The sequence below is a fragment of the Aliirhizobium cellulosilyticum genome (assembly GCF_014198105.1).
Taxonomy (GTDB): Bacteria; Pseudomonadota; Alphaproteobacteria; order Rhizobiales; family Rhizobiaceae; genus Neorhizobium; species Neorhizobium cellulosilyticum.
This window is the reverse complement of sequence record NZ_JACIGW010000002.1, coordinates 119,317-135,293: the sequence shown is the minus strand read 5'-3', so window position 1 is coordinate 135,293 and position 15,977 is coordinate 119,317. Positions and strand designations below refer to the sequence as shown.

General features: G+C 59.7%; 21 protein-coding genes. 12 read left to right on the top strand and 9 right to left on the bottom strand.

The features are described 5' to 3' along the window. Nucleotides 1-61 precede the first annotated feature (61 nt). From GGE33_RS09535 to GGE33_RS09515, 5 genes are all read left to right on the top strand, one after another. The gene (locus GGE33_RS09535; RefSeq protein ID WP_183684993.1) at nucleotides 62-262 is read left to right on the top strand and encodes a heavy-metal-associated domain-containing protein; all 201 of its coding nucleotides are present in this window, start codon (nucleotides 62-64) and stop codon (nucleotides 260-262) included. A 25-nt stretch (nucleotides 263-287) separates the two neighbouring features. Then, nucleotides 288-719: a nucleoside triphosphatase NudI gene (gene nudI / locus GGE33_RS09530; RefSeq protein ID WP_183822693.1), complete on the top strand. Its 432-nt coding sequence runs from the start codon at nucleotides 288-290 to the stop codon at nucleotides 717-719. Nucleotides 720-900: 181 nt separating this feature from the next. After that, nucleotides 901-1,350, top strand: a complete 450-nt coding sequence (locus tag GGE33_RS09525) for a DUF3885 domain-containing protein (protein ID WP_183822691.1) — start codon at nucleotides 901-903, stop codon at nucleotides 1,348-1,350. A 50-nt stretch (nucleotides 1,351-1,400) separates the two neighbouring features. Continuing rightward, on the top strand, nucleotides 1,401-1,940 hold the full coding sequence (locus GGE33_RS09520; protein ID WP_183822689.1) for a GNAT family N-acetyltransferase: 540 nt from the start codon (nucleotides 1,401-1,403) through the stop codon (nucleotides 1,938-1,940). A 79-nt stretch (nucleotides 1,941-2,019) separates the two neighbouring features. Continuing rightward, nucleotides 2,020-2,373: a hypothetical protein gene (locus GGE33_RS09515; RefSeq protein ID WP_183822687.1), complete on the top strand. Its 354-nt coding sequence runs from the start codon at nucleotides 2,020-2,022 to the stop codon at nucleotides 2,371-2,373. 23 nt (nucleotides 2,374-2,396) lie between these two features. Here GGE33_RS09515 and GGE33_RS09510 read toward each other — a convergent pair whose 3' ends face one another. Further along, nucleotides 2,397-2,714 (bottom strand): hypothetical protein, encoded by a 318-nt coding sequence (locus tag GGE33_RS09510; RefSeq protein WP_183822685.1) that lies wholly within the window; start codon nucleotides 2,712-2,714, stop codon nucleotides 2,397-2,399. Nucleotides 2,715-2,924: 210 nt separating this feature from the next. Here GGE33_RS09510 and GGE33_RS09505 point away from each other — a divergent pair, with 210 nt between their 5' ends. Continuing rightward, nucleotides 2,925-3,398: a VOC family protein gene (locus GGE33_RS09505; RefSeq protein ID WP_183822683.1), complete on the top strand. Its 474-nt coding sequence runs from the start codon at nucleotides 2,925-2,927 to the stop codon at nucleotides 3,396-3,398. A gap of 203 nt (nucleotides 3,399-3,601) precedes the next feature. Further along, nucleotides 3,602-4,519: a DMT family transporter gene (locus GGE33_RS09500; RefSeq protein ID WP_183824052.1), complete on the top strand. Its 918-nt coding sequence runs from the start codon at nucleotides 3,602-3,604 to the stop codon at nucleotides 4,517-4,519. A 53-nt stretch (nucleotides 4,520-4,572) separates the two neighbouring features. Here the strand turns inward: GGE33_RS09500 and GGE33_RS09495 are convergent, their stop codons facing one another. Together GGE33_RS09495 and GGE33_RS09490 are read right to left on the bottom strand one after the other, a co-directional pair. Further along, a complete protein-coding gene (locus tag GGE33_RS09495) occupies nucleotides 4,573-5,184 on the bottom strand; it encodes a hypothetical protein (RefSeq protein WP_183822681.1) in 612 nt (203 codons plus the stop codon). 30 nt (nucleotides 5,185-5,214) lie between these two features. Continuing rightward, nucleotides 5,215-5,784, bottom strand: coding sequence for a GNAT family N-acetyltransferase (locus tag GGE33_RS09490; protein WP_183822679.1), 570 nt, complete (start codon nucleotides 5,782-5,784; stop codon nucleotides 5,215-5,217). Between the two features lie 51 nt (nucleotides 5,785-5,835). On the opposite strand from GGE33_RS09490, the gene GGE33_RS09485 reads away from it, so the two are divergent. Further along, entirely contained in the window at nucleotides 5,836-5,982 is a 147-nt protein-coding gene (locus GGE33_RS09485; protein ID WP_183822677.1) for a hypothetical protein, read from the top strand. A gap of 76 nt (nucleotides 5,983-6,058) precedes the next feature. On the opposite strand, the gene GGE33_RS09480 is transcribed toward GGE33_RS09485, so the two are convergent. Together GGE33_RS09480 and soxR are read right to left on the bottom strand one after the other, a co-directional pair. Further along, nucleotides 6,059-6,694, bottom strand: a complete 636-nt coding sequence (locus GGE33_RS09480; RefSeq protein ID WP_148143896.1) for an outer membrane protein — start codon at nucleotides 6,692-6,694, stop codon at nucleotides 6,059-6,061. 170 nt (nucleotides 6,695-6,864) lie between these two features. Beyond that, nucleotides 6,865-7,335, bottom strand: coding sequence for a redox-sensitive transcriptional activator SoxR (gene soxR / locus GGE33_RS09475; RefSeq protein WP_183822675.1), 471 nt, complete (start codon nucleotides 7,333-7,335; stop codon nucleotides 6,865-6,867). A 99-nt stretch (nucleotides 7,336-7,434) separates the two neighbouring features. Between soxR and GGE33_RS09470 the strand changes: the two genes are divergently transcribed. Next, nucleotides 7,435-8,883: an MFS transporter gene (locus tag GGE33_RS09470; protein ID WP_183822673.1), complete on the top strand. Its 1,449-nt coding sequence runs from the start codon at nucleotides 7,435-7,437 to the stop codon at nucleotides 8,881-8,883. A gap of 3 nt (nucleotides 8,884-8,886) precedes the next feature. Here the strand turns inward: GGE33_RS09470 and GGE33_RS09465 are convergent, their stop codons facing one another. Continuing rightward, nucleotides 8,887-10,275, bottom strand: coding sequence for an aminotransferase-like domain-containing protein (locus tag GGE33_RS09465; protein WP_183822671.1), 1,389 nt, complete (start codon nucleotides 10,273-10,275; stop codon nucleotides 8,887-8,889). Between the two features lie 162 nt (nucleotides 10,276-10,437). On the opposite strand from GGE33_RS09465, the gene GGE33_RS09460 reads away from it, so the two are divergent. Then, a complete protein-coding gene (locus tag GGE33_RS09460; protein WP_183822669.1) occupies nucleotides 10,438-11,313 on the top strand; it encodes a DMT family transporter in 876 nt (291 codons plus the stop codon). 153 nt (nucleotides 11,314-11,466) lie between these two features. Here GGE33_RS09460 and GGE33_RS09455 read toward each other — a convergent pair whose 3' ends face one another. Genes GGE33_RS09455 through GGE33_RS09445 form a run of 3 tightly spaced genes read right to left on the bottom strand, consistent with a single transcriptional unit; the run spans nucleotide 11,467 to nucleotide 14,409 of the window. Then, nucleotides 11,467-12,474: a TRAP transporter substrate-binding protein gene (locus GGE33_RS09455; protein WP_183822667.1), complete on the bottom strand. Its 1,008-nt coding sequence runs from the start codon at nucleotides 12,472-12,474 to the stop codon at nucleotides 11,467-11,469. 37 nt (nucleotides 12,475-12,511) lie between these two features. Then, nucleotides 12,512-13,780 (bottom strand): TRAP transporter large permease, encoded by a 1,269-nt coding sequence (locus GGE33_RS09450; RefSeq protein ID WP_183822665.1) that lies wholly within the window; start codon nucleotides 13,778-13,780, stop codon nucleotides 12,512-12,514. Then, the gene (locus tag GGE33_RS09445) at nucleotides 13,780-14,409 is read right to left on the bottom strand and encodes a TRAP transporter small permease (protein WP_183822663.1); all 630 of its coding nucleotides are present in this window, start codon (nucleotides 14,407-14,409) and stop codon (nucleotides 13,780-13,782) included. Before GGE33_RS09445 ends, GGE33_RS09450 begins: the two co-directional genes overlap by 1 nt. A gap of 92 nt (nucleotides 14,410-14,501) precedes the next feature. Here GGE33_RS09445 and GGE33_RS09440 point away from each other — a divergent pair, with 92 nt between their 5' ends. Continuing rightward, nucleotides 14,502-15,161 carry a GntR family transcriptional regulator gene (locus GGE33_RS09440; protein ID WP_183822661.1) on the top strand — a complete coding sequence of 220 codons (660 nt, stop codon included), beginning with the start codon at nucleotides 14,502-14,504 and terminating at the stop codon, nucleotides 15,159-15,161. 499 nt (nucleotides 15,162-15,660) lie between these two features. After that, complete coding sequence (locus GGE33_RS09435; protein WP_148143885.1) at nucleotides 15,661-15,870, top strand: cold-shock protein; 210 nt, start codon at nucleotides 15,661-15,663, stop codon at nucleotides 15,868-15,870. Nucleotides 15,871-15,977: the final 107 nt, after the last annotated feature.

The following is a 15,977-nucleotide window of genomic DNA, read 5'->3' as shown; positions in this document are numbered from 1 at the left end:
CGCATAGCCAAACACGATATCGAACACGCATAACCAAACCAGCTACCAAGGAGCTTTTCAGATGACCGCCATATTCACCGTAGCCGACATGACCTGCGGCCATTGCGAAAAGACTGTCCGCGCCGCCCTTTCCGAAGCCCTGCCGGGCGCTGCCGTCACCATCGACCTGCCGTCCCACAAGGTCACGGTAGAGGGCGACAGGGCAAAGGCCGAAGAAGCAATTCGCGAGGCTGGCTACACGCCGGAAACCGCAGCCGCCTGAGCAGCTCGAGTTGGGGGACGGGACCATGAGGCAACGGATCATCGTATGTCCGCTGATCGAAAATGACGGCGCTTACCTCATTTGCAAGATGCCCTCCGACCGGGGTGTGTTTCCGGGCCAATGGGCGCTTTCCGGCGGTGGAATGGAAGCCGGAGAAAAGATCGAGGAGGCGCTGCGGCGTGAGATCCGCGAGGAACTGGGCGAGGGACTGACGATTGCGGAAGTCACTCCCTGGACTTTTCGCGATGACGTCAGGACCAAGACTTATCCGGATGGCTCGACCGAGGAGATTTACATGATCTACCTCATCTTCGACTGCCGCGCGGTTAGTCGCGACATAACCATCAATGACGAGTTCGAAGACTACGCCTGGGTGCAGCCCGGCAAGTTCGAAGCCTATGACCTGAATGCCGCGACGCGGGTGACGTTAGCGGCGAAGGGTTTTCTGTCGGATTGATATGTGTTTTGGCCGGTCCATGTGCACTTTGTTTGCGAATGAATAGCTGATTGGCCGGTCTGCCCGCTGCCGTCCACAATCACGGGATCCAAGAGATGTTGAGGTTCAAAGCCGAGTGGGAACGTTTTCATGGTAACACGCCCCCTATAGCCTTTATGCTGAGGGACGTTGCAGGAAAGCCATGGGTTCGTTTTCACGCATTGCCGGCTCCGTCCGATACGCCAAAACCAGGCAAGAGCAGGACGAGATCCGGCGAAGAGCGGCTGTATTGGCTAACGAAACGCTTGAGAAAGGCTCCGATTGCTGGCTGGTTCAGTCTTGGCGCGAAGAGGATTCTAAACCCTCAAACAGCATTTCCGATTGCGAAATCCGGTACCGTGAAGATGGCGACGAATTTCAATGGGTAAGCTCGGCATCCCGCGTCCGATGTCACCAATACGCATTTGGCGATCTTCTGGGAGACATTGCGGAAGATAGCACCGGGCCAACGCTCTGGTTTGATGGCAAGACAGGAAAGGTCTTTGCACCTTACGATGGCGGGTTCGATCTTTTTCTGACTTCGGTGGAAGAGGTCCGCGAGTTTGAGAAGCGACATGAGGGGTGGCTATCTTCTCATCCGTCCGGCCTCTAAGAATACCTCGTCGCCGTTCTTCCCACCCATCCCTTAAAAGCCTCGCCATCATGCTCACCTACCGCCCGGCGGTCCCGTCCGACGCTCAGATGATCATCGACCTGCACGTGTCGATGAGCCAGAGCGTGTACGCGCATATCCTGCCGCAAGCCTATCTGAAGGAGGTTCTTCCGGCTGAAAAGCAGGAGCTTTGGAAAACGCGATGCGCCGAGCTGCCATCTCCCGATCACCTCGTCATCATTGCCTGCAACCGGGCGGAAATCGCGGGTTTCTGCTGCTTCGTCTTCAATGAGGAAACCGAATTCGGCACCTATCTGCACAATCTCTACGTATCGCCGTTTTTCCAGGGAAAGGGCGTAGCGAAAACGCTTCTCCGCGAGGCACTCTCCAGCTTCGAGAATTCGCGAAAAGACCTGCCGGTCCATCTTGTCGCCTTCGCGAAAAATATCCCGGCGACAGCCGTCTATGACCGGCTTGGCGGTTTGGTGATCGAAAGGCGGGAGGTCACACGGGCGGGCAATCCGGGCGTGGAACTGGTGCGCTATCAATGGCCCACAGCGCACGACCTTCTGGAAAAGCTTGCGGCTTGAATGATGTCGTCGGCCCATAACCGACGCATTCCGGTGCCAGACAGCCCGCCACCGAAATCCATGCAGGGAGAACCATCCGATGAACGATAGCTGTCCCGTCCTGACCCCGGTAGAGAGGCAATATATGGAGATCGACGAGAAGGCCCGGCATGCCATGATGGCCAGGATTTACAAGGCGATCGAGGATGCGACAGCGCAGGCGGCCGAAGAACTGAAATCGACCGAATGGACGAACGCGCCGCCGGCCTACGAATATTTCGTCTCGGTCGCCCACCAGAAGCTCTTCGTCCACCTCTGCGGCGGTGATCCCGAAACCTTTCAGGGCGGCGATCCCGAACTGGCCGCCCATATCCTGAAGAACGGCCAGAAGATCGTCGATCATTATTTTATCGGCGCAAAGGCGGACCCCGGTGCAGATAGATCTACGGCCTGAAGAAGCTTGGCCGCAGGTGGATATCAACGCCCCTGCATCACCCTTATCATGTTGGGAGTGGGCGTGCTCCAGACAGACTTCACATCTTCATAGGTGATGCGGCCGCTCGCCAATCCGCCGTGCAACCTGTTGCAGAATGTCGATTTCGCCTGCTTTTCCTGCACGTTCATCAGCTTGGCCAGATTTCCGGTTCTTTCCGAAGACCAGTGCCTCTTCGTGCAATCGGCAATTGCCTGCGCACGCACCTGGGGGCTGCCTTCAAGCGTCGTCTGCAGCGCATCGTATTGCGCGCGCGTAGGCGCACAGGCACTTAAGGCAGCAACCAGCGATATTGTTGTCAAGATATTGATAAATCTCATTATATCCCTCGATTCTATAGATCGTGCGATAATCCTTCAAGCGAACGGCCGCAACATCGCCGATCAATATTTTATCGGAAAAAACCAAACCTGCTGTCGGATTGGCGATCAGCCCTACGTCTTCAATGCGAGATGGACCTGCGATCCGCCCGAAGAGGAAGAGCCGGACGCAACAGCAACGGGAGGCCTGCCATGAACAAGAACACAATCTGCCTTTGGTACAACAAGGATGCCGAGGACGCGGCGCGGTTCTACGCCGAGACGTTTCCCGATAGCGCGGTCGGTACGGTGATCCGTGCTCCCGGTGACTATCCGGATGGCGTCGAGGGCGATGTTCTAGTCGTCGAATTCACCGTCGCCGGTGTCGCTTGCGTCGGGCTGAATGGAGGCCCCCATTTCAAGCACAATGAATCCTTCTCCTTCCAGATTTCCACCGAGGATCAGGAGGAAACGGACCGCTACTGGAATGCCATCGTCGGAAACGGCGGCGAAGAGAGCGAATGCGGCTGGTGCCGTGATCGCTGGGGCATTTCCTGGCAGATCACGCCGCGCACGCTGATGGAGGCGCTTAAAGTTGGCGGCGCCGAGGCCAAACGTGCTTTCGATGTGATGATGACGATGAAAAAGATCGACGTTGCCGCAATCGATGCTGCGCGCCGGGGTTGAGGCAGGTCTCTGTCGGCTCTGGCCCTGATTGCCGCAGGACAATATGACGTCCTGCTTTAATATCCCTTGCAATCAGGTTGGCCCGAGGAGTATGGAGCGCCCATTCCAACAGGTATCGAGACGATCCCGGTATGGCTCGGGGTCTTTTCCCCGGCGTAATCCCGGCCGCCATCGAAAATGGCGTCGCGGAGCGCCGAAAGATCATGAAAGCAACAACGGCTTATGCCGTCGGCGGCAACGCCATTCTGGCCGGCATTCTTCTTATGTTGCTCGGCGACCTGATGTTCGCCCTGAACGATGCCATGGGCAAATGGCTTGTCGCCAGTTTTTCCGTCGGCCAGGTCCTGCTGCTGCGCTCGCTCGGTGCTTTTCTGGTTCTAGGGCCGCTTTTGGCCCGCAGTTCGACAACCTCGCTTTTCAAGGTCGAAAAACCGGGCCTGCAGTTTGCCCGTGTGGTCATGGCAACTGCCGATACCGGCCTGTTCTACGCCGCCGTGGTCTATCTGCCGCTCGCCGACGTGATGACTTTCTATATGGCCGGACCGATCTATGTGGCGGCGATCTCGCATTTCTTCCTTGGAGAGCGGATCGGCTGGCGGCGCTGGCTGGCGGTCCTGATCGGCTTTGTCGGTGTCATCATCGCGCTTCGCCCGTCGGAAGCCATGCTTTCGTGGCCATCGATGTTCGCCCTGGTCGGTAGCCTCTCCTTCGCTCTGTCGCTTGTGCTTGGCCGCGTGCTGCGCTCGACGCCCGACGTGACGCTGGTGACCTGGCAGACACTCGGCGCCCTTGTTGCAGGCATCTTCTTCAGCGTCGGCAACTGGAGCCCGTTTACCGGCCAAGAGCTTTTCGCGCTCCTGCTGCTCGGCGTCGTTTCCTGCTCGGCGCATCTGCTGATCACCCGCTCGCTCAAGCTCGCGCCGGCCTCGGTTCTCGCGCCGCTGCAGTATACGCTGCTTTTATGGGCGATCGTTTTCGGCTGGGCCTTTTTCGGTGATTTCCCCGATGCGCAGACGCTTGTCGGCGCCGCCATCATCGTCATTGCCGGCATGTTCATCTTCCACCGCGCCAAGGTGAAAAAGGTCGAACCCGTCGTGCCGAACAATTCCAGCCACGGGTGAGGGAAGGGATGCAGATCGACCGCTTTTGAGGTCGATCTCCTGTCTTTTGAACGTCAGCCATAATCCAGCGATGCGATAAACGCATCGAATGCGCTGATATCGTAGCGGAGCGGGTTGGTGGTGATGGAGCCAAGCGAAAGCCCGGTTTCCGGCAGTCCCCAGCGCACACGACCCGCCAGTATTTCGCCCATCCGCGTGTACCAGCGCAGAAGCGATGGCTGCAGCTGTACATTGAGATCGAACCGGTCCCGCGATTTTGACCTGTCGCCGTCACGCTGCTGCCGGGCTATGGCGGGATCGATGGCCTTGACGAAATAGGCATCGGCGAAGCCGAGCCGCTTTTCGGCAAATGCCGCGCGGCACGTCTCGAGTTGCAACCGCCATTGTGATTCCGGCAGAACACCGAGCTGAAACATGCCCCAGTTGTAGTGCAGTTTCTGCGGGTCGGTGTCGCAGATGGCATGGCCGGTTGCCTCTTCCATGGCAAGCGCATCGCCCCACCGCTTGGCATTCCAGTTCGTCCAGTAAAGTGCCGTCGCCAGTCCCGTCTCGGGCTGTTCCCTGCGATCTGCCGGATAACTCTCGCGGATCAGATGGGATTGTGCATGCTCCCGGCACCAGGTGGTTTTTCCCGCGGCGCTGATGCCCTCTATGACGATGATCATTCTGCCCTCCCTTGTGCTTTTCCGGGTCAGCTATCCTTCAGGCGAACCCGTTCGGTCATCCGCGTCATTGATCCGCGCTGTCAGCACATGGTCGCGCCATGCTCCGTTGATCTTGAGATAGTCCCGGGCGAGCCCTTCCACCTCGAAGCCGAGGCGCTTGAGCAGCGCACCGCTTCTTTCATTCTCGGGCATGTAATTCGCCATCACCCGGTGCAGTCCATAGCTGCCGAACACATGCGGGATCAGCCTGTCGAGCACTTCGAACATCAGGTTTTTGCCCTGCATGTCGTGGTCGATCGAATAACCGAGATGGCACGCCAGAAATACGCCCCGAATGACGGTGGTGAAATTCGCTACCGCGATAATCTTGCCGCCTGTCTCGAGCCTCACGACATATCGATAGGCAAAACCCTTGAGCGCCTCGCCGGCGAAATCCCTTGCCCGGTCCTTCCATGCGTCGGCCGAGTGATAGCCCTCCTCGCGCAACGGTTCCCAAGGGCCGAGATGCTCGGCATTGCGCAGGTAATAGGCGGACAGATCATCCGCATCGTCGGCGCGGACGAGGGTGATGAGCGTTCGTCCCGTTCTTATCGGTTGCATCTTGCTGTCCGCAATTTTGACGCTTCGGATGACCGGCCTGCGATCTATGGCGTGTCGTCGCTATCGTGCCTCGCATCCGCCAAGTCAACCTTTCCCCGCGCGGCCGGCGTCTACCGCTCGCTTGGCTGGGGCAATGCGCAGGATATCGGCAGCGCCGATATCCGTCTGACCAAGCACCGTAATAGAAGAGCCGCATAGGCTCCGGTGCGCACAAAAAAGCCGCCCGCACAGATCGTGCGGACGGCTTCTCCTCGTGCCTTGGCAGGCGGTATTCCTAGAACTTTACACCCACGCCGACCTGGAAGACATGCTGGTTGAAATCGACGTCCAGTCCGCCGATATCGCCGTTGCCGTAATCGTTGTAACGGTATTCCAGCCGGCCGAAGATGTTGTCGGTAAAGGCGTGGTCGACGCCCGCGCCGATCGTCCAGCCATGCAGGGTGTCGTCGTCGTTGAAGCCGGCAGGCCCGTTGACCTCGACATTTGTCGCAGTCCAGCCGCCAGCCGCATAAACCAGCGTGCGGTCGAAGGCGTAACCGACACGGCCGCGAACGGAACCGGAGAAGCCGCTCTCGGCATCGAAGCCGGCGCCGATGTCTTCGTTGTTCCAGTCGTAGTTCACGTCACCTTCGATACCGGCGACGAAACCGTTGGAGAACTGCCAGTTATAGCCGGTAAACGCGCCGAGACGCCATCCATCGAAATTATCCGAGCCGACGCCTTCGAGATCGCCGTCACCCCAGCCGTAACCGGTATGAGCGCCAAGATAGAAGCCTTCCCAGGTAAACGACGGCGCCATTTCAACGGCGACCGGCGCGGTCGGGATCTGCTCCACAGCGTCTGCTGCGTAGGCTGCGGTCGATGCGCTGAAAGCGGCGACGGAAGCGGCGAGAATGAAAAGACCCTTCATGGATTTTCCCTCCATAAGCATTGCGTGATGAGATGGCATGTAGGAGCGATTGCTGAAAAGGCAGTAGCAAAAATGTCACATGCTGAAAAATCGATCATTGACTGCCGATAGATTGGTCTTTGTGCCTTCTATTTGCGCGTCGATTGATCTCTTTCGAGGCCGGATGCAAATCAGGAGTCGACCCTGCCCGAAAGCAGGATTGGGCCACTTCCGCCGATAGCCAACTGGTCGCCAGGATTGCGCAAGGGGCAGGCCTTCAGCGACAGGCAGCCGCAGCCGATACAGCCGGTCAACTCGTCGCGCAGCCGCGTCAGCGCCTCGATCCGGGCATCCAGCTCGGACTTCCAGCGGGCAGATAACCGTGCCCAGTCCTTTGCGTTCGGCGTGCGCTTTTGCGGCAGGGTTTTCAGCGCTTCGGCAATCTCCTTCAACGGCACGCCGGCCCGTTGCGCCACCCGGATCACCGCGATGCGTCGCAGAACGTCGCGGCTGTAGCGCCGGTGGTTGCCGCCATTGCGCCAGCTTTCGATCAGCCCCTCCGCCTCGTAGAAATGCAGTGCCGAGATCGCCACGCCGGAGCGTTCCGCGACTTCTCCCACACTCAAACCCTGAAGTTCTTTGATCTTTTCCGATTTCGTCATTTTTGCCGTTGACCTCAACCAAGGTTGAGCTTTTACGGTGCCGATCCTGAAGAGAAAAGGCCTGGCTGAAGCAGGCGTGCATGAAAAGGTTTAAGTGGCATGACGGAATTGATCGGGGAGCGGGACGGCCCAATGGGGGATATCAGGCGGGATGGAGCGCCGGCGGAAGACGAAGCCTTGGGTTATGCAAGCCTTTTGAGCGGAGAAAGCGGCCGCATGCTGGCGCTGATCTCCAGCGGCATCGGCCTGCATGCCTTCAACCAGTTCGCCATCGTCGCCGCCATGCCGCTTGCAGCGGCAGAACTTGGCGGGCGTGATTGGTACAGCTGGGTCTACAGCCTCTATTTCATCGGCTCGATCGCTGGCGGCACGGCGGCCGCCTCCATCCGCGACCTGCTCGGCGTGCGGCGGGCTCTTGCCCTCTCGTCTCTCTTCTTTGCCCTCGGCGGGTTGAACGCCTTTGTCGCACCCGATTTTGGCTGGATCGTCTTCGGGCGCTTTCTGCAGGGCGTCTCCGACGGCCTGATCGTGGCGATCTGCTACAGCCTCATCCCGGCGAATTTTTCGTCTTCCTTGATCGCCCGTGTCTTTGCCGTCGAAGCGACCGTCTGGGCGGTAACGGCACTGCTCGGGCCGCTGATCGGCGGGTTGATGACCGAGGCGATCTCCTGGCGTTTTTCCTTCCTCGCGGTCACGCCTTTTCTCCTGACGCTGGTGTTGTTCACTTTTCTGACCGAGCCGAAGACCGGTGAGGGCAGGGCGGCAAGTTTCGCGCCCGTCTCCGTCGGGCTCTGCGTTGTCACCGCGCTCATCTTTGCGTTCTCCTCAGCCAGTGGGCAGCCGATTTGGCAAGCCACGCTACTGGTTTTCGGTATTCTGTCGCTGCTCTCGGTCGTCACCCTTGATGGCCGTTTCGGTTCGCCGCTCTTCCCGGTCGGCACCTTCCGCTCCGGCTCGGTGCTCGGCCGCGCCTTCGCGATGCTGTTTCTGATGTCGGCCGGGCATTCGGCCGGCAGCACCTATCTGGCTCTGCTGGTCAGCGAGGTATTCCGCCTCAGTCCCGCGGTCGTCGGCTATATCGTCGTCACCATGGCGCTGGTCTGGAGCGTCGTCGCGATGTTCGCCAGCCGCTACGAGGCCTTCGCATGGCGGCATGCGACCATGTGGCTTGGGCCACTCTTCCATCTCTCCGGTTTTATCGCGCTGGCAATCGCCATCGGCCTGCAATCACTGCCGCTGGTAATCTTCGGCCAGATCCTGATCGGCATCGGCTTCGGCCTCGCCTGGGCCAATGTCAACGAAGCGGCGATGTCTGCGGCCGAAGGAGCGGAGCGTGATCGCGCCAGTGCGCTTCTGCCCACCATGTCGACGGCAGGTTATGCAGTCGGCGCCGCACTCTCCGGCACGATCGCCACAGCAACCGGCCTGACGGCAAGCCTTGCAACGGGAACCGCCGGCGACACAGCCGCATGGCTTTATGGCACAGCCGCCCTCGGCGCACTGGTGAGCTTCGTCCTCGGCTTCGGCGTGAAGCTCAAGTCCACCTGATCGTCAGGCCTTCAATGCGCTTTTCAGCGTCTCGAAAATACGCGGATCGAGCGTTTGCGAGACGTTGAAACGCATGCAGTTTTTCGCCGATTGCGACAGGCTGAAGGCATTGCCGGGCGCAAGCACGATCTGCTTCTGCAGGCAGGCGCGCGCCACCTCGGCGGCATCGGTCTCACCGGGAAGCCTGCACCATAAAAACATGCCGGATTGCGGATGCAACACCGGCTCGATGCCGATTGCCGCGAGCTTCTTGGTCACCTCCGCCATCGCCTTGGAAAGCCGTGCCCTCAGCGCATCGAGATGCTTGCGATAGCCGCCGTCCGAAAGGGCGGCATGAACAACCTCCTCGGTCATCCGCCCGCCGGCAAAGGATGTGGCGATCTTGAGATCCGTCAGCCCCTCGATCCAGTCCGGCCTTGCCGCGATGAAACCGCAACGCGCCGCAGCCGACAGCGTTTTCGAAAAACTGCCGATATGGATCACCCGCTCCAATCCATCGAAAGCCGCAAGCCTCGGTGCCGCAACCGTCTCGAAATCGGCAAAGATATCGTCTTCCACGATCGTCAGGTCGAACTCCTCGGCGATCTTCAAAACCCGATGCGCCGTGACCGGCGAAAGCACTGCCCCGGTCGGATTGTGGATCGCCGAATTGGTGATGTAGAGCCGCGGCCGATGCTCGGAGACGATTGCGGCAAAAGCCGCAAGGTCCGGCCCGTTTGCCGTATAGGGCACGCCGACGATCTTTGCCCGGTGCGCCCGCAGAAGGGCATGGAAATTGAAATAGCAGGGATCGTCGACCAGTACGGTATCGCCCGGCTCGATCAGGAAGCGGCAGAGAAGATCGATCGCCTGCGTGCCGGATTCGGTCAGCATGATCTGTTCCGGTGAGGCTTCTATGCCGCGCTCGCCCATCCGCCGCGAAATCAGCCGCCGCAGCGGATAAAGTCCCAGCGGCGTGCCGTAATCGGCCAGCGATGAAGGCTCTGCGCGGGAAAGTGTTCTGAGCGACTTGCGCATCGCCTCTTCCGGAAGCCATGAAGGCGGCAGCCAGCCGCAGCCGGGTTTCAGACTGTCTTCGCTGCTTTCCAGCGATTGCCGCGAGATCCAGAACGGATCGACCGCCCGATCCAGTTTCGGCCCGGCCTCGGCGGGCGAAAAGGGCGCGGCCTGGTTGGCCACGTAAAACCCCGACCCCGGCCGCGAAACGATCGCGCCTTCCGCCACCAGCCGCTCATAGGCATCGACGACCGTGGAGGTGGAAACCGAAAGAGTGCCTGAAAGCGAGCGCACCGAAGGCAGCTTCGCCCCCGGCGTCAGCACGCGCCCGATGAGCCGCTGCCGGATCACGCCCATCACCATCGCCGCCTTGGACGAGGTTGCCGATAAATCCATTCCCCAAATCTCCTGACTGTACTGCTGCATGAAGCATAACAGTTTGTCGAAATCGTATCAGACCGTTTCTGGCATGGCCATGCTGAAAAGAGCATAACGCAGCCATTGGAATGCCTGAAACAGCGCCCACGGATTGACCCTGTGCGGCGAGGGGAGAATGACATGGATCGCAGTCTGTCGGGTTGGCTCAACGGGTTTATCGGCGTGCTGATCTTTTCCGGTTCGCTGCCGGCCACAAGGCTGGCGGTGATCGGTTTCGACCCGCTGTTCCTGACCGTCGCCCGCGGCACGATTGCCGGTCTTTTGTCACTTCTGCTGCTCCTGGCCTTCCGGCAGAAACGGCCGCAAAGCAGCGAGATCTTTTCCCTCGTCATCGTGGCGCTTGGCTGCGTCGTCGGCTTTCCGCTGCTCACCGCACTGGCGCTGCAGCACATCTCGTCTGCCCATTCGGTCGTCTTCATCGGCCTGCTGCCGCTTGCCACCGCCATCTTCGGCGTCATTCGCGGCGGTGAACGCCCCAAGCTCGCCTTCTGGGCTTTCGCCATCCTCGGCAGCCTGCTCGTCACCGGTTTCGCGCTGGCGCGGGGCGGCACGGCTGCCTCGATTGGCCTCTCCTTCGGTGACTGGCTGATGCTGGCGGCAATCATTGTCTGCGGTCTGGGTTATGCCGAAGGTGCTGCTTTGTCGAAGCGGCTCGGCGGCTGGCAGGTCATCTGCTGGGCGCTGGTCATCTCGCTGCCGGTCATGTTGGTCGGCGCGCTGGCGCTGATGCCGGAAACATTTGTAGGCGTCGGCGGCTCTGCCTATGCAGGCCTTGCTTATGTCTCGCTCTTCTCGATGCTGATCGGCTTCATCTTCTGGTATCGCGGCCTTGCCCAAGGCGGCACCGCGACAGTCGGCCAGCTGCAGCTCATCCAGCCATTTTTCGGTCTGGCGCTGGCAGCGCTCCTGCTCGGCGAGCAGGTAACCTCATCCATGTTCATCGTCACCCTCGGCGTCATCCTCTGCGTTGCCGCGGCGAAGAGGTTTGCTCGGTAGGTAAGGAAGGGCGATGACGTAGCGTCTGGCTGATCTCCCCGACAAGGGGGGAGATCATTAGGAGCGCTCGGCACCGACAGCAAGAAAAACGGCGCGCCCCCAATCGGAGACGCGCCGCATAAAGCCCTCGTCAGGCCTCCTCGAAATTGAGCCTTAAAGCGTCGCGCCCAGCTTGCGCAGGTCGGCGAGGATCGGGGCCTTGGGCAGCCAGATCTTGTCGTATTCGGCAATCACCTTGCCGGCGTCCGCCACCTGCACGTCCTTGACTGCGATGACCTTGCCGAACTCGTCGAGCAGTTTTGCTTCGTTGGCGACGGTCGCGTCGATCTGGGCGTCGAGCGCTTCCTTGGTCAGCCTGGTGATCAGCTCGCGATCCGAGGCAGGTACATCCTTCCAGACGCGGCCCGAGGCGAGCGCGACGCAGGGCATGAAGATCGCGTTCATCTTCAGCATCGTCTTCGAAACCTTGTCGAAGCGCTGGTTCCACGAGAAGTCGAGATCGGCCTCGAGCCCGTCCACCTGGCCGTTCGACATGGCGTCGAACACTTGCGGCGTCGGGATCGGGGTCGGGGCGGTGCCGAGCAGCTGGTAGAAATCGCGATAGGCCGGCGTCGTATTGATGCGAAGCTTCATGCCGTTCAGATCGTTAAGCCCGCCGATCTCCTTGGCGGTGAAGACGACGCGCATCGTGGTGATGCCCCAGGCAAGACCCAGCGTGCCGGTTTCCTTCGGCAGCACGTCGAGCATCTTCATGGCCAGCGGATCACGCACGAGCTTGGCCACCTTTGCGGTGGAATCGACGACGTAAGGCGCGTTGATCGCCGCGATCGAGGGAATGCGCGAGCCGAGTTCGGCGGTCATGATCCAGCCGAAATCGAGCGAACCGGCCTGCATCTGCTGCATCATCACGGCTTCGGTGCCGAGCTGGTTGGCCGGGAAAACGACGAGGTCGAGACGGCCCTTGGTCTCGGCCTTCAGCATCTCGCCAACCTTCAGCGCCGCATTGTTCCACGGATGGCCGGGCGGCGTGGTGATGCCGAGACGGAAGGTTTTGGCCTCCTGCGCGCGCAGCACGTTCGGCATCGAAAGCGTGCCGGCGGCAACGGCGCCGGCTGCAGCCATCGTTGAATTGCGGAGGAATGATCTGCGGGAAATTGTCATGGTCTAATCCTCTGGAGTTTTATTGTTGTGGTTACGGTTACTTGACGAAGAAGGTCGACAGGATCGGGAAGATCGAAAGCAGCACGAGCAGCACGCAGGAGGCGAAGAAGAAGGGCAGGGTGACGATGAACATCTTGCCCGGTTTCGCCCCCGTCACCGCCGAGGCGACGAAGAAGCACAAGCCCACCGGCGGCGACAGGAAGCCGAGAACGAGGTTGACGGTGACGACGACGCCGAAATGGATCGGGTCGATGCCATAAACCTCCGTCGCAATCGGAAGCAGGATCGGCACCGTCATGATCAGTCCCGGCGCGCCATCGATGACGGTGCCGATAACGAGCAGGATGACGTTGACGAGAAGCATGAAGGTGATCGGGTCGGATGCGATCGTCTGCACCCAGGCGGCGACATTCTGCGGCACCATGCCGTAGACCAGAACCCAGGAGAACACGGCCGCGGCCGCGACCAGCAGAAGCACGACGGCGGAATAGATCCCGGCCTTCAACAGCATCATCGGCAGGTCGGAGAATTTTAGATCCCCGATCCAGTAGCGCCCGACGAGAACCGCAGCGACCACGCCGACGGCGGCTGCTTCCGTCGCATTGGCAATCCCCGCCATGATCGAGCCGACGATGATGATCGGGATGGAAAGCGTCGGCAGTGCGCCGAGCACGATGCGCACACGCTGTTTCAGCGTCATCACGTCGCCGCGCGGATAGTCATAAACGAACCAGCCCATGCCGGCGATGACGACGCAGAAAATCGCGGTCAGAAGAATGCCGGGCAGCATGCCGGCCGTCAGCATGTCGCTCACCGGCACCTGCGCCAGAACCGAATAGACGACGAACATGATCGATGGCGGAATGATCGGCCCGAGCATGCCGGCGTAAGCTGTCAGCCCCGCCGCAAAGGTCTTGTCATAGCCCTTCTTTTCCATCTCTGGCACCATCATCTGCGCCATGATGGCGACCTGCGCGGTGGCCGAGCCGAGGATGGAGGAGACGAACATGTTGGCGAGCAGGTTCACATAGGCGAGCCCGCCCTTCATCGAACCGACAAAGGCCATCGTCATGTTGATGATCCGGCGGGTAATGCCGCCGCCGTTCATCACCTCGCCGATCAGCACGAAAAGCGGAATGGAAATAAGGCCGTAATTGTCGACCCCGCCGAAAAGCTGAACCGGAAAGCTGGCGAACAGAAGCGTATTGCCGGTCGCCCAGATATAGACGGCGGCGGCCATGCAGAGGCAAAGTCCGATCGGCACGCCGACCAGCATGAAGAAGGTGAAAAATGCGGTCGTGACCATCAGTTGACCCCTTCCGCATTGGCGAATGCAAGCCGCTGTCTTTTGGGAGCGAACTTCATCTCTTCAAGCAGATTGGCGGCGGTATGGATCGTCATGGTGACGGCAAACAGCGGCACAACGAGGCTGATCGCCCAGACCGGCCAGTTCAGCGTCTGGGTGTATTCGGTATAGAGGAAGTTGAAGCTCTCACCGGCATATTCCTTGGCGTCGAATCCTGCGGCTGCGATGCCGATCGGGTCCATCCAGTTCCAGCACATCACGCCGAGCCCGATGGAAAACAGCATCGCGAGAAAGGTCGCGAAGGCCTGCAGTCGCTCGGCATTCTTCTTCTGCAACTTGTCGCTGATCAGCGTCACGGCGAAATCGAGCCGCAGGCGTGTCAGTGCCGAACCTCCGATGAAGGTGAGCCAGACCATGGCGTAAACTGCCGCCTCATCCACCCAGTAGAGCGGCATGCCGCCATAACGGGTGACGACATTGAGCAGGATGAGGAAAAGCACGAGTGCCATGAAAAATCCGACGAGGAGCTTTTCCACGGCAAGCACGCCTTCCGACAGTCCGATGATCGCGCGTGCGGCAAAGGAAGGCGAACCGGGCGGCAGCCCGTCCTCCGTCAAGGCAGTCGTCATAATTTCAGTTCCCTCTTTGTTGGGTATAATGTAGATTTTATACATTTCGAGAGTCAACTGGCTTTTCGACGGAAATGGTGTAGCGGGGTTGCATGGCCTTAAAACTGAAACACAAGACGCTTTCGGGCGCCCTCATCACCGAAATCCGCCAGGCGATCCTGTCGGGAAAATATGCCGGCGGCACGCAGCTCAGGCAGGATGCATTGGCGGAAACCTATGGCGTCAGCCGCATTCCGGTGCGCGAGGTATTGTTTCAGCTGGAAGCGGAAGGGCTGGTAAAGATCCTGCCGCAGAAAGGCGCGATCGTCTCGGAACTGTCGCGTGCCGAAATCGACGACGTGTTCGACTTGAGGATCATGCTGGAGCCGCGGCTGCTTCTGGCCTCCGCCCCGGCCTTGAACGAGAAGGATCTGGCCGAACTCGATGAGCATCAGGCAAATTACGTCAAGGCGATAGCATCTGGCGAGCGGGATGATTACGGCCGGCTCAATGCCGACCTGCACATGGCCATGTATCACCGCGCAGACATGCCACGAAGCCAGCAGATCGTTGCCTCGCTTCTGCAGACCAGCGACCGCTATACCCGCCTGCAGCTGTCCAACGAGGCCGCAATGGAAAAGGCGATGTTCGAACATGCCGAACTGATCGGCCTGATCCGCGCCCACCGCTTCGAAAAGGCCGGCGAGCTGCTCGCCACCCATATCGGCTCCGTCCGCGAAGACCTGATCAAGGTCGTCGAGGGCAGGGGATAAGAAAAGTCGGGAATTTAAAGCGTGTCTCCCGAAAGTGGTCACCGGTTTCGGGATGAAGACATGCGCCAAAAACAAAAAGCGAAAGTACGGCCAGCGAATCTCAACGATCGCGAAGTGCTTTAGCGGACGGCCAGCGTGATCTCGCGGCAACGACGTGACGTCAATCTATCGCCCGACCCCGTTCTAAAGTTAACGGCAGTCGCGTCCGGTGGGGCTTGTGGCAGAACGGGACCGATAAGTCCAATCGTAAAGCTATCGGTCGTGCCTGGCTAGCCGATTGCGCCCGGTTACGGTCATCAACTTCGGCTGCGCGAAGACTGGAGTTTGACTTTGGGCGTTCGGTGTACTATCTGAGGTATATCGATATTTTTCTTGCCGAGATTTGGTTACTGCGCGAGTGGCACCGCGTATTGAACGACACTCCCTTTAAAGCATCGTTATCATCATCCGCGGCGCTTTTGCGCAGCGGTCCCTCTATGTTGCTATGAAAGGGTTCATCATGACCACTGGCACAGTTAAATGGTTCAATTCCACCAAGGGCTTCGGCTTCATCCAGCCTGACAACGGCGAAGCTGACGCATTCGTCCATATCTCCGCTGTCGAGCGTTCGGGTATGCGTGAACTCGTAGAAGGCCAGAAGGTCTCCTTCGATCTGGAGCGCGACCGCAAGTCTGGCAAGATGTCGGCCTGCAACCTTCAGGCTGTCTGAATTGGTATCCGCTTTCGTGTGACCACGGATGTACTGGCACTGTCGAAAGCATGGGACCACAGGAGGTCAGGCAGCCGCCTGGCCTTTTTTTATTGCCGTTGAAGAGC

Coding starts and splice junctions, on each gene's coding strand:
- GGE33_RS09440 (WP_183822661.1), top strand. CDS start 14,502: ATGGCCTTAAAACTGAAACACAAGACGCTTTCGGGCGCCCTCATCACC.
- GGE33_RS09455 (WP_183822667.1), bottom strand. CDS start 12,474: ATGACAATTTCCCGCAGATCATTCCTCCGCAATTCAACGATGGCTGCA.
- GGE33_RS09465 (WP_183822671.1), bottom strand. CDS start 10,275: ATGGATTTATCGGCAACCTCGTCCAAGGCGGCGATGGTGATGGGCGTG.
- GGE33_RS09520 (WP_183822689.1), top strand. CDS start 1,401: ATGCTCACCTACCGCCCGGCGGTCCCGTCCGACGCTCAGATGATCATC.
- GGE33_RS09445 (WP_183822663.1), bottom strand. CDS start 14,409: ATGACGACTGCCTTGACGGAGGACGGGCTGCCGCCCGGTTCGCCTTCC.
- GGE33_RS09480 (WP_148143896.1), bottom strand. CDS start 6,694: ATGAAGGGTCTTTTCATTCTCGCCGCTTCCGTCGCCGCTTTCAGCGCA.
- nudI (WP_183822693.1), top strand. CDS start 288: ATGAGGCAACGGATCATCGTATGTCCGCTGATCGAAAATGACGGCGCT.
- GGE33_RS09495 (WP_183822681.1), bottom strand. CDS start 5,184: ATGATCATCGTCATAGAGGGCATCAGCGCCGCGGGAAAAACCACCTGG.
- GGE33_RS09505 (WP_183822683.1), top strand. CDS start 2,925: ATGAACAAGAACACAATCTGCCTTTGGTACAACAAGGATGCCGAGGAC.
- GGE33_RS09490 (WP_183822679.1), bottom strand. CDS start 5,784: ATGCAACCGATAAGAACGGGACGAACGCTCATCACCCTCGTCCGCGCC.
- GGE33_RS09535 (WP_183684993.1), top strand. CDS start 62: ATGACCGCCATATTCACCGTAGCCGACATGACCTGCGGCCATTGCGAA.
- GGE33_RS09435 (WP_148143885.1), top strand. CDS start 15,661: ATGACCACTGGCACAGTTAAATGGTTCAATTCCACCAAGGGCTTCGGC.
- GGE33_RS09450 (WP_183822665.1), bottom strand. CDS start 13,780: ATGGTCACGACCGCATTTTTCACCTTCTTCATGCTGGTCGGCGTGCCG.
- soxR (WP_183822675.1), bottom strand. CDS start 7,335: ATGACGAAATCGGAAAAGATCAAAGAACTTCAGGGTTTGAGTGTGGGA.
- GGE33_RS09500 (WP_183824052.1), top strand. CDS start 3,602: ATGAAAGCAACAACGGCTTATGCCGTCGGCGGCAACGCCATTCTGGCC.
- GGE33_RS09460 (WP_183822669.1), top strand. CDS start 10,438: ATGGATCGCAGTCTGTCGGGTTGGCTCAACGGGTTTATCGGCGTGCTG.
- GGE33_RS09470 (WP_183822673.1), top strand. CDS start 7,435: ATGACGGAATTGATCGGGGAGCGGGACGGCCCAATGGGGGATATCAGG.
- GGE33_RS09515 (WP_183822687.1), top strand. CDS start 2,020: ATGAACGATAGCTGTCCCGTCCTGACCCCGGTAGAGAGGCAATATATG.
- GGE33_RS09525 (WP_183822691.1), top strand. CDS start 901: ATGGGTTCGTTTTCACGCATTGCCGGCTCCGTCCGATACGCCAAAACC.